Raw genomic sequence first — 11,591 nt, 5'->3', positions numbered from 1 at the left:
CACAATAGTGATAATAGGTGCAGCTTTGCTTGCGATATTTGGCAGAATGCCATGGCCAGCGCTTTTTGCACTCGGTGCATTTACTGCTGTGTTTTTTGGCGCTCCTGTAGTCGTTTCAAAAATAACACCAGGAGGTGTGATTTGTGAAGACGGTGCAGTAGTGAATAATCCATAGAAATTATAGAAGGCGTAAACGTAGTTTTCTTTACTTGAAAGTGGTAAGTTTTACCACTTTCAGTGTCTATAACTACCTAATAAATTCTCTTTCTGTAATCATATCAGTTAAAGTCTGGATTCCAGCGCCACGCGCTAGAATGACAAGGCTGATCGTCATGTCACCGCGAACCGTCATACCGCGATTCATTCGCGGTATCTCAGCCGCTAACAAGTAGCGGGATGACGGTTGTCGTTTAGCCATAAATATTTAAGAAATTTACCAAACGAAAAAAAAGACAAAAGAAGCCCTGGTCATTGTCTATTTTCAGTATTGGCGTTTTTTAAGTCTTAAACACTGCAATTTAGCTGCTTTTAAATGCAACTCACCTTAGTTTGAATGTTTAAGAAATTTACTAAGCAGAAAAAAAGGCAAAAGAAACCCCGTGCTAGCTAGTTGTCACTCTCTAATCCTGCAAAATCGGCGTACTATACTGTCTTAAACGACTTATAAGCGCGTTTCAGCTTATATAGGTAAAAACCCAGAAATGTTGTGAAGACATAAGGTGCACATAGTGCAAAAAATTAAAAATAAGACGCCAACTACGTTGTTTTCTTGCTGTTTAATCTGCACAGATGAAGATAACTGAATACCTTCAGTATCATGATAAGGGGGCTGGCGAGGTTTGTCAAGGAAGTTTTGCATTTAATTCATTTGATAATTCAAAAAACTTGAAAGAATAAAGATAGCTATTGAAATTATCTTGATTTACATCAGTTATCCAAGTTTGACATTGAATACTTAACACTTCCTCCATTAACGCCTTTCTGTAATGTTTATCCAGATGAGACATTATATCATCAAGTAGAAGAAGTGGTGCCTTATTGTAATGAATACACCTTGCTTTTACACTGGATAAAATAATAGAAAGCAGTAATAACTTTTGTTCTCCAGTGGAGCACAGATTTATTGGTACGTTTCTTTTTTGACAAAAAACCCGAAAATTATCGTTATGCACACCAAAGGTTACTCTACCAGTCAATGAATCTTTTTCTCTGTTTTCCTTTAGACGATTCTGAAAATATTCTGCAGTATCGTCCAAAGTTAGCTGGCTGCTGAATTTCAAACTTGCCTTCGGAAAAAACTCACTGGAATGGTTATCAATTGTGTCTTGTAGTGTCTTTAAAACAGACGATCGCATACGTAAAATACTAACTGCATTAACGGCCATTATGTTTTCAAGACTAGAGAGCCAATTTTCGTCCAAGGTGTTCTCTCTCAACAGTTTACTTCGCTCACGTTTAGCTTTTCTGTGTTTCATGTAGCAGCAAGTGTAATTTTCCTCAAACAGTGAGACTATACGGTCTAAAAATTTTAATCTGTCACTTGGAGAATTAAGAAGAACATAGTCCATTTGTGGAATCAGCCATATTACATTGGATATCTTATACAAAGATGAATAACTCGATTGCGTTTTTCCATCAATTTGTATTAGTTTCTTATCAAAACTCTTTGCGATACCAATTGAATTAAAATCCATTCCATTAAAAAAATCATAGTGCACTATCCAATCTTCATTACTGAATCTATTTTGTATCTCACTGGCTTTTGCTTTTTTCATTCCATTGCTTTTAGCAAGCAACGAGATTGCTTCAAGTATATTAGTTTTACCAATACCGTTTTTGCCAGTTATTACAACTGAGCTATCATCTGAATCCAGTTCAAAGTTTGAGTGGCTACGAAAATTATGTAATTTCAGCTTTTTTATGTAGCAATGGGTAGCCATTAACCTATTCTTTAGTTTATATTCTCTTTACTTCTTCCAGAACCTCATCAACATGTCCACTAACTTTTACATTTTTCCAGATCTTCAATATTTTACCTTTTTTATCTATTAAAAAAGTAGTGCGTTCTATTCCCATATACTTTTTGCCAAACATACTTTTCTCTACCCAAACACCATATTTTCCCAACATTTCAGCATTCTCATCAGAAACTAAAGAAAACGGCAGAGAATATTTTGCTTTGAAGTTAGTGTGACACTTAACACTATCTTTTGATACACCAATTATCACTGTGTCAAGGAAAGAAAAATCATCTATTTTATCTCTAAAGCCTTTTGCCTCCATTGTACAACCCGGAGTATCGTCTTTAGGATAAAAATAAAGAACTACATTTTTTTTATCAAAAAATTCACTCAGTGATAAATTTTCACCAGAATCTGCTGGCAAGCTAAAATCGGGTGCATTATTTCCTACTGCTAATTCCATACCTTGCTCCATTAATAACACTTCCATCTATAGTAGTATATTGTAGTCAGAGTATCAAATTTTATATATAGCTAACAGATAAGATTCTTGATGGGGGCTTATTGATGAATTTCTGCCTACCTTCTCGGCTTGCCGCTCTTGATAAAGTGTGGTTTTCGTCTGATGTAAGGCCATATCAAATAGATCCTATTAAAAATCAATCGAATCTTCACATGTTTGTTCTTCATAAAAGAAGTTCAATGTTATCGTAGTACCAAGTTTTGCTTCACTTTTAATGTCAAAAGTTCCACCCATTAACTCTACTAATTTCTTGCTTAGCGGCAATCCGATGCCCGTACCTTCGTTTCTATACCCCGAATCTGCTTGGCCAAAAACAGACATAACTTTATATATCTCCTGCTGCATTATTCCTATTCCATTGTCATGAAACTCAATAGTTAATAAGTTTTTTTCTATATTTTCTTTTATCACCATTCTTATTAAACCATCTTTGGGAGTAAACTTGATTGAGTTTGATAATAAATTTATTATAACTTGTTTCATTCTCTTGGGATCTGCAATGACTAATAATTGTTTATTAGTCATCTCTTTTTTTAAATTAATCCCGGCTTCTTTTAATTTAGGCAATAGCATATTTACACATGAATCTATTATTTTGTTCAGGTTAAACTTCACTTTTTCTACTGTTAAACTACTTGATTCAGCTTTTGAAAAATCTAACACATCATTAATTAAGGCAAGTAAGTGTGTCCCTGCATTATATATATCGTCTGCATACTCCTTGTATTGAGAGTTATCCATTGAACCTAAAGTTTCATTTTTGATCAACTCTGCAAATCCAATAATAGCATTAAGAGGTGTGCGTAATTCATGTGTAACGCTTGCAAAAAACTTTAGCTTGTTTGCATTTTCTTGCTCTAATGTCTCTTTTATCTGCTGTAATTCAATGTTAGTTTTATGTTGCTTGGCTAGCATTTGGGTATTAGAAAAGTGCAAATAGAACATTATTAATATTAAGATTATTAATAATAGGCCCAAAAATGTTAAAAACAGGCCATATGCTATAACATAAGAATTATTGTAGTTTCGAAGAATCTTCAAAAAAAACGACGGTTTAACGCTATTTTCATGGAATATAGGGAAAATAGAAGTTAATGTATTTCCTGTAGTATAAAATATTTCTTGGTTACTTAATAGTTTATCAATTTCATCGTTTGTAAGTAACTGTTCATAATCATAATCTTGAGTGTTAAAATTACTGAATATTATTCTGCCGTTTTGATCATACAGTATTAAGCTGAAATCCTTTACTTTGCTCACTGATTGTAATAATTCAGCACGTAGTTTTACTAGTTGGTTTATGTAGTCAAAATTTTTGTATTTAATGTGATGCTTTTCTATTAGTAAATAATGGTATTTTTTTATTATGCCATTTTCCAGTACGCTTTTTAAGTTTACACTTGAATCACGGTAAGAAGAAAGGAAATTACTCCTTAGTAAATGATTACAATATATCACACTGAATAAAATCATAAAGATCGATGAGAGTAATACAATAACTTTTGTGTATTTGTTTTTCTTCAACGCAGAAAACATCAATTTACCTAGCTTATACATATCCTTCTTATTGTGAAACAACGGTTTTTATGTTATTAATAATAAAATTTAGCATATAATATTTTATGACAATTTCTCCTATTTTGCCAGTTTATTCTCCTGTTAATATAAATTTTTCTCATGGCAAAGGTATCTACCTATATGATGTTGATGGTGAGCGCTACGTAGATTTTCACTCCGGAATAGCCGTTAGTAGCTTAGGTCACACTAATTCGCGATTAATTAGTGCTCTTAAATTGCAAGGAGAAAAATTATGGCATATATCAAATACCTATAATATACCTGCTGCCAATAATTTTGCAGAAAAATTAATAAACAATAGTTTCGCTGACACTGTATTTTTCTCAAATTCTGGATCAGAGGCAGTAGAATGTGGACTTAAGATTGTTAGGATCTATCAAAATGGAAAAGGCAATAAAAATCGTCACAGAATTTTAACATTTCATGGTGCATTTCATGGAAGAACCTTTTTAACTTGTGCTACAAACGATAAACAGAAATTTTCTGAATTACTAAATCCCTACATTGATTGGTGTGATAACATCGAGCCCAATATTGAGAGCGTAAAGAAAGCAATTTCAAGTGGTATAGGCGTTATATTAATAGAACCAATACAAGGGCAAGGTGGTATCAAAGTAATGAATGAAGTCTTTATGAAAGAACTAAGAAGGCTGTGTGATGAAAATGACATATTGTTATTTTTTGATTGCGTACAATGCGGTGCTGGTAGGACAGGAAAATTATTCGCATACGAACATATAGGAGTGGAACCTGATATATGTGCTCTTGCAAAGGGAATAGGCGGGGGGTTTCCGCTGGGGGCTTGTCTTGCAACTGAAAATGCTGCTAAATATATGGCGGTCGGTATGCACGGTTCCACTTTTGGTGGCAATCCGCTTGCAACCTCAGTAGGTAATGCTGTGCTCGAAGAATTGCTCAGCCCCGGCTTTTTGAAAAATGTTGAAATTAGAGGTAAATACTTAAAAAATAAACTAGAAGACTTAGCAAGTAAATTTCCAATAATAGAGGAAGTAAGAGGGAAAGGGTTAATGCTTGGAATAAAAGTGAAAGCAGACAATCAAAAGTTTGCAGAAGAGTTAAGTCATCGCGGCTTGCTTACTGTTGGGGTAACATCAGATAACGTTGTGAGAATTTTACCTCCACTCATTATCACTGAAAAAGAGATTGATGAAGGCATCGAGATTTTGACTCAATATTTATCTGAGAAATCTTCTGATTAGATACTTGCATTAATATGAACGACAATCTGGTATGCTTAGGAATTATTACCTCTCCTCACGGAATTAAAGGAGCTGTTAAAGTAAAAACCTTTACTGAAAAGCCTGAAAATATCTCCTTATATGGTAAGCTAATAAGTGGTGATGAGAATTATAAAATAGACTCAGTATCCGTCATAGGTGATAATTTAGTAATAGCTACAATAAGCGGAGTAAATTCCCGTAATGAAGCAGAGCTTTTAAGGAATAAGAAGCTATATATAGAAAGAAGCAAGTTACCAGAGCTAAATGATGAGGATGAATTTTACCAAAGTGACCTTGTAGATATGGAAGTAAGGCTGAAAAGTAATGAATTATATGGCTATGTAAAATCTGTGTATAATTTCGGCTCAGGGGATATATTAGAAATTTTAGTTATCAGCACAAAAAAACGTATTATGCTGTCTTTCACTAAAGAGATATTTCCACATATAAATATAAAGGGGAGGTATATAGTATTAAATATACCAGAATTTATTGACTAATAAAGACTTTGATATTTATATAAAGCTATTTATAATTATAAGATCAAATTGAAAATGTAATTATGGCAGAAAGAGCTAACGATATCAGACCAGGTCAGGTGTTGGAACATAACGGCGGATTATTTTTGGTTGTAGGTATTATGCATACTCAACCTGGTAAAGGTGGTGCATACATACAAGCCGAAATGAAAAACATCAAAACCGGAGCAAAACACTATGAAAGATTTCGTTCTGATGCAACAATCAGAAGGGCAATTTTAGATGAAGAGGAATATGTTTACCTTTTCACTGAAGGAAACATTGTAAATCTTATGCATCCAAGTAATTACGAGCAAATCACTATAAATTTGGACTTATTGGGAGAAAAAAAAATTTATTTACAGGATAACATGAAAATTAAAGTTGTAGCTTATCAAGACAAAATAATTTCTGCGCATGTGCCTGATTATGTTACACTTGCTGTGAAAGAAACAGAGTCTGTTATTAAAGGACAAACTGCTACTGCTTCTTATAAGCCTGCAATTTTGGAAAACGGAATGCGCGTTAACGTGCCTCAATTTATAAAAGAAGAGGATAAAATTGTAGTATATACTCCAGGTGACAGCTATTATGAAAGAGTGAAAGAGTAAAAGGAAGAATGTCCCTCTCATCACCACGAATTAATGTGATGCTTGATTCTGTGCGTAATGCTTCCAAGCAGCTTATGCGCGATTTTAATGAATTGCAAATTTCTAATGTTAAATCAGCAGACTTTATTAATAAAACTTATTCAAAATCCAAGCAAACCATATACGATTGCTTGCACGACTACAAACGAGACTATGGTTTTATTTTTGAAGATGATACTGATCAAGAAGTAAAAGATAACACTTATACCTGGTTTATTATGCCTATAGAGGGTAGGGAGAACTTTTCTAGTTGCATGGTTTATTTTGCAGTATCAGTCTGTCTCATTCATAAAAATAAAGTTGTGGCAGCTGTAATTGATGCTCCGGCTCTTAGAGAAACTTTTTGGGCAGAAGAAAAGAAAGGTGCTTTTCTTGAGGATTTTAGATCTCGTCATGTAAAAATGCGAGTGAAAAGCCGTGAAGGGGGTCTAATAGATGTAAGTGGTAATTTGTTAAATAAATTGCTGCCTGGCAATAGTAATGTACGCTCCATAGGTTCAACAATTTTAGGCTTTGCATACCTTGCGGCAGGAAGGCACAGTGGAATAATTTACTCTGGAGTTAACAAATATAAAGCCTTGCTCGGTAGACTTTTTCTGCAAGAAAGCGGTGGAAGGCTAACGGAAGACAACGGGCTAATCATTGCTGGAGATATAAAACTATAGCTAAAGTAATTTATGTTTACCTACAATTTGATAAGCGTAAAACTCGTCATTCCGCTACTTGTTAGCGGAATCCATGCTGAGATACCGCGAATAAATCGCGGTATGACGTAGGGCTGTACTAGCTATAGCATAAACAGGCTACAGAGATAGACAACTTTTCGAAAACTTTTACAAGAGATTCTGTTAAATGCTCTATCATTTCATCGGTATGATAAGGTGTAGGGGTAATACGGAAACGCTCAGTTCCTCTTGGAACTGTCGGGTAATTTATATGTTGAACATATATTCCATACTCATCAAATAATAATTTTGATGCTTTTTTGGATAACTCTGAGTTGCCAATTATTATTGGAATTATATGAGTTTCTGTTGGAATGAAGTTAATTCCTGCATTTCTCAGTGAGTTTTTTACTTTTTCAACGACTTGCTTTTGCTTTTCCCTTTCAATGTTGCTCGATTTTAGGTGCTCAACGCTTGCCTTTGCTGCCGCTGCTAAAACAGGCGACATAGCAGTGGTAAAAATAAATCCTGGAGCGGAACTTCTTATTACATCTACCAAGCTCTTTGAAGACGCTATATACCCACCCATCACTCCAAAAGCCTTTGATAGTGTACCTTGAATAACGGTTATTCTATCCATCAGACCTTCTCTTTCTGCAATTCCGCCACCATGTGAACCATACATGCCAACTGCGTGCACCTCATCCAAATAGGTAATTGCATTATGTTGATCTGCCAGGTCGCATATTTCTTTAAGCGGAGCTACATCACCATCCATTGAATATACGGATTCAAGTGCTATTATTTTTGGTGTCTTTTTGTCTATAGACTTGAGTAACTGCTCTAGATGATTAACATCATTGTGTTTAAATATATGTTTTGGCCTTTTTCCTGATTTTATGCCTTCTATCATCGAAGAATGGTTCTTCTCGTCTGAAAAAATTACTACGCCCGGAATAACAGACGATAAAGTGCTAAGTGTTGTCTGGTTAGCGAGGTAGCCACAAGCAAAAGTTAAAGCAGCCTCTTTTTTATGCAAACAAGCTAAGGATTTTTCAAGTTCAACAACCTCTTTTGTTGTACCAGATATATTTCTTGTTCCTCCAGCACCAACAGATGAATTTTGGATAGCGGCAATTACACTCTCATTTTGTGACATTCCCAAATAGTTATTACTGCACCAGACTATTACTTCCCTATTTCTTTCATAGTCCATAATGTGGGGGAGCCTACCTGGTAATGACGCAAAGTGCGTAAATTCACGGTAGCGCCCCTCATCTTTTATATCTTTTATTTTATTCAAGAATATTTCTTCGTAGTTTACCAAGTCCTTATTTACCGATAATTAACATAATTATAATAAATTATTAAATGGTAAACTACTATATTTATTATACATGTACGGCAGTAGGTACTTTCCCCGTGTTGAAAGGTTTGTCAACCTTGTTGTTTTCAACTTGGCTTTTAGGTGTACAGCAGTATATAATTGCAGCGGCAACCAGACAACAAGCTCCAACTGCTATTCCTGCAGCTAGCATTTCCAAATAAACTGCAATAGCTACTCCTGAAACAACTCCAGCTACTGCTAACGTCCATGTAGCTATGGTAGGCCACTTACTCTTTTGCGTATTTTGTGTTGCAGTAATAGAGGTTGATTGATTGTTTATAGCACTAGTTTTTTCTACTGCTGCAGGCTTTTCCTTACTGTTAATAACACCTCCAATTGTAGACACATTGTCAGCATTCGAAGAAACTTCACTTACCCCCAACTTCTTTTCACAACCCGTAATTTCTGGAGTTGTGGTAAGTGTACTATTGCTTCCGGTATTATTAGAACTTGTAGATTGGTCTCCTGAATTTGGCAAATCGTTGTTCAGTGAAATATTAACATTACCTTGTTTTGTATTATGGTTTTTAATTTCTTTTTTAATTTCTTCTACTTTACCCTTAAAGGGACCGTCTTTATTTTTTACATATTGTAGTACAAGAGTAGGAGAGTTACTTTTTAGAATATTTTCGAGTTCTTCTCTTGAGTTAGTACTGGTTTTGCTTATAAGTCCATCAATCTTTTTCTTAACAGGACTGGCAAGTTGCTTAACACCTTTTTTTCCGCTGCCTTTTTTGATTTCACCCTCCTCAAAATTATTAATTAAAGGCTCCTGCGTTGAAACCCCTGTGTTATTTAAGATAGCATTTTCTTCCTCCCCTGCAAGAACATTTTTTTCTGTCTGTTGACTGCCAGCACTTTTGGATTTTGGGTTTCTTTGACTGCTTGGTTGATTGTTATTCTCTTCATTTACTACAGCCGTATCGCCTTTTATAACAGGTGATACTGCATTATCACTGCTGCTTCTTTTATTAACTTGTGTATTCGCTTGTGTCTGTATATTTGCTTTACTGGAAGTATTGATTAATTTACTACTTTCTAACAAATTTCTAATTAGATATAGATGACTCAAAGTATCTCTATTTTTTTGATACTCATTACGAGTCATACTTGGAGAAAGTTCCATACTTATTTTTTCAAGCTGTTCTGCAATTACTGGTAAAGCTTTCTCAAATTCTTCCTTGCATATTGCCTGAAGAGCTGCGAATTTTAGGTCAACATGCTGACATAAGGGTACAACAACTCCATAACTAGCTTCTTTTATTGCATTTCTCAGTATATTTTGTATGGTTTGCCTGACTACTTGCTGTTTATTATTGAGTATGCTTTGATAAATTTGAACATAAGCTAGAACACTGACTATAATGTCTTGACTTTCAGTATTAGACAATGCAATCAGAATTGATTCATATATTTCATCAAACTCGTTGTTTTTAGATTTATGATCAAGATAATTAATAACATCATTGCTGCATTTAGCACATTTTTCACACAAGTGCTCGATAAATGCAATATTACCAGCATCCAATGCAGTTTTCAGAATTAAATCATAAATTTCTTTTCTGCCACGAGCTCCTATGTTTTTCAGGATTTGTTGCCTTAGTATTGTAATAACTTTATCATCTGCAAATGCTTGTTCATATACATCGTAAATGGCACGATCTGCACTATTAGTGTATCGTTTGCACAGGTATTCAATGACAGATGTGTGTTCCTGGCTTATCGCAGTTTCTAACAAGGTAGCAAAGCTCTTTTTTAATAACTCTTCTGTTGAGGCTTTTTTAGTTAGCTCATTAATATATCTTTCAAATGCATCTAGCACTATCGTGATGAATTCTTCATTTTTGATCAGAGATGCTGTTTCAAGCGCACCATACAAAGGATTAGGTTTACTTGTTTTTAACACCTGTCCAAAATCTCTTAAAACGTATTCGACAAAAACTGTCTCTAGTAATTCTTGCTCTTTTCTTAGTGCTATAACTGAGAAAAAGTCAATCTTATTAGGTTCGACAAGTTGTATAGCTTGACCTTTTAATCTTCCATAAACTCCATCAGTACCATGGAATTTTTCTATAAAAGCTTCAATATATTTTTGACCACCAACAAGTACAGGTAAAAGACTTAAATTTTCTTCAGCAAAAAGAAAATCCTGATATTGCTCTACTAGCTTGTCATTAGCTGCAATTGCCAATAATACCAATTCTTTTACTGAATAATCACACTCAAAATTCTCCTGATCAAATTTATACTGTGATAGTACATTTGAGTATATATGTTGATGATCGCTTCTATCTTGTAAATCTAAGTTAAGTTGTTGCTCACAAAAACTCTTTAAATTTACATTATCCAGCGTAATAGACCTGCCTTCATAATCTTCAATATTTTGTACAACCTTGTCTAGTTCTTCACAATTATCTTCTTGTATAGCTTGATTTAGGATATTTGTTATTTCAGCGAAAGTTAAACTTTTAGGAATGGTATCAAATGAACCTTCATCTTTTGATTCTACGGTAAACGACCTATCACAACCATCAGGAAAGTTTGCAAGTATTGCATACTCTAAACTTAGATCTTCAGAGGGTGTGCTACATGGAGTAGCTGGTATCTCTTGACTTTCGCTATCTAAAACTTCAAACTCTTCTTCAATACCTGAATCTTCAGAATCTGGTTTTTCAAAACCATGCCAACTTTTGATTAATCTTTCAGAATTTGATTGGCCCTGTGAAGTTGTATCCTGTGATACAAAGTCTCTAAAATTGGAACCAAACATGTTTTACCTCCTAACTAGCAGCTAAGCTAAGCTAAGTATAGCATTAAACAGAAATCTTGCCAAGCAAATTATTCAATCTCTTAGCAAACAGACTTACATCATCCATCTCTTCACCTTCCACGATGCAAGCTTGGTAAAATAATAAATGAATCATGTCTTCCAATGTTGGGTTTTCACCACTTTCAGCATAAGATTTCATTATACTCTTTATTACAGGATGCTTAGTATTAATTTCAAGCACCTTTGGCGTGCGGTAATTTAGCTGCTTTTGTTCACGCAAAAAACGCTCCATGCGAAG

At 34.5% G+C, this 11,591-nt stretch carries 9 protein-coding genes and 2 pseudogenes; 5 read left to right on the top strand and 6 right to left on the bottom strand.

Annotated elements, in window-relative coordinates:
• Positions 1–175, top strand: a pseudogene (locus WG67_RS07385) (TrbC/VirB2 family protein); the annotation flags it as partial.
• Positions 176–842: 667 nt separating this feature from the next.
• Here WG67_RS07385 and recF read toward each other — a convergent pair.
• From recF to WG67_RS05580, 3 genes are all read right to left on the bottom strand, one after another.
• Positions 843–1,940: a DNA replication/repair protein RecF gene (gene recF, locus WG67_RS05590; protein ID WP_070357024.1), complete on the bottom strand. Its 1,098-nt coding sequence runs from the start codon at positions 1,938–1,940 to the stop codon at positions 843–845.
• A gap of 16 nt (positions 1,941–1,956) precedes the next feature.
• The gene (gene bcp, locus WG67_RS05585) at positions 1,957–2,424 is read right to left on the bottom strand and encodes a thioredoxin-dependent thiol peroxidase (RefSeq protein WP_070357070.1); all 468 of its coding nucleotides are present in this window, start codon (positions 2,422–2,424) and stop codon (positions 1,957–1,959) included.
• Positions 2,425–2,613: 189 nt separating this feature from the next.
• Positions 2,614–4,041, bottom strand: coding sequence for a sensor histidine kinase (locus WG67_RS05580; protein WP_070357023.1), 1,428 nt, complete (start codon positions 4,039–4,041; stop codon positions 2,614–2,616).
• 65 nt (positions 4,042–4,106) lie between these two features.
• On the opposite strand from WG67_RS05580, the gene WG67_RS05575 reads away from it, so the two are divergent.
• The 4 genes from WG67_RS05575 to WG67_RS05560 all read left to right on the top strand — a co-directional run bounded on the left by WG67_RS05575 (position 4,107) and on the right by WG67_RS05560 (position 7,136).
• Positions 4,107–5,282, top strand: coding sequence for an aspartate aminotransferase family protein (locus WG67_RS05575; RefSeq protein WP_070357022.1), 1,176 nt, complete (start codon positions 4,107–4,109; stop codon positions 5,280–5,282).
• A gap of 14 nt (positions 5,283–5,296) precedes the next feature.
• Entirely contained in the window at positions 5,297–5,803 is a 507-nt protein-coding gene (rimM, locus tag WG67_RS05570) for a ribosome maturation factor RimM (protein ID WP_006279718.1), read from the top strand.
• A 62-nt stretch (positions 5,804–5,865) separates the two neighbouring features.
• Positions 5,866–6,432: an elongation factor P gene (gene efp / locus WG67_RS05565; RefSeq protein WP_006279719.1), complete on the top strand. Its 567-nt coding sequence runs from the start codon at positions 5,866–5,868 to the stop codon at positions 6,430–6,432.
• 8 nt (positions 6,433–6,440) lie between these two features.
• A complete protein-coding gene (locus tag WG67_RS05560; RefSeq protein ID WP_006279720.1) occupies positions 6,441–7,136 on the top strand; it encodes an inositol monophosphatase family protein in 696 nt (231 codons plus the stop codon).
• Positions 7,137–7,254: 118 nt separating this feature from the next.
• Here the strand turns inward: WG67_RS05560 and hemA are convergent, their stop codons facing one another.
• From hemA to WG67_RS08870, 3 genes and pseudogenes are all read right to left on the bottom strand, one after another.
• A complete protein-coding gene (hemA, locus tag WG67_RS05555) occupies positions 7,255–8,463 on the bottom strand; it encodes a 5-aminolevulinate synthase (RefSeq protein WP_006279721.1) in 1,209 nt (402 codons plus the stop codon).
• A gap of 64 nt (positions 8,464–8,527) precedes the next feature.
• Positions 8,528–11,293, bottom strand: coding sequence for a host RNA manipulator TomO (locus WG67_RS05550; RefSeq protein ID WP_070357021.1), 2,766 nt, complete (start codon positions 11,291–11,293; stop codon positions 8,528–8,530).
• A gap of 43 nt (positions 11,294–11,336) precedes the next feature.
• Positions 11,337–11,591 (bottom strand): annotated as a pseudogene (locus WG67_RS08870) (molecular chaperone HtpG); the annotation flags it as partial.

The sequence above is a fragment of the Wolbachia endosymbiont of Drosophila incompta genome, assembly GCF_001758565.1.
Taxonomy (GTDB): domain Bacteria; phylum Pseudomonadota; class Alphaproteobacteria; order Rickettsiales; family Anaplasmataceae; genus Wolbachia; species Wolbachia pipientis.
Note: the sequence above shows the minus strand (reverse complement) of the source record. Positions and strands in the feature narration are given on the sequence as shown.

Coding starts and splice junctions, on each gene's coding strand:
- recF (WP_070357024.1), bottom strand. CDS start 1,940: ATGGCTACCCATTGCTACATAAAAAAGCTGAAATTACATAATTTTCGT.
- bcp (WP_070357070.1), bottom strand. CDS start 2,424: ATGGAATTAGCAGTAGGAAATAATGCACCCGATTTTAGCTTGCCAGCA.
- WG67_RS05580 (WP_070357023.1), bottom strand. CDS start 4,041: ATGTATAAGCTAGGTAAATTGATGTTTTCTGCGTTGAAGAAAAACAAA.
- WG67_RS05575 (WP_070357022.1), top strand. CDS start 4,107: ATGACAATTTCTCCTATTTTGCCAGTTTATTCTCCTGTTAATATAAAT.
- rimM (WP_006279718.1), top strand. CDS start 5,297: ATGAACGACAATCTGGTATGCTTAGGAATTATTACCTCTCCTCACGGA.
- efp (WP_006279719.1), top strand. CDS start 5,866: ATGGCAGAAAGAGCTAACGATATCAGACCAGGTCAGGTGTTGGAACAT.
- WG67_RS05560 (WP_006279720.1), top strand. CDS start 6,441: ATGTCCCTCTCATCACCACGAATTAATGTGATGCTTGATTCTGTGCGT.
- WG67_RS05550 (WP_070357021.1), bottom strand. CDS start 11,293: ATGTTTGGTTCCAATTTTAGAGACTTTGTATCACAGGATACAACTTCA.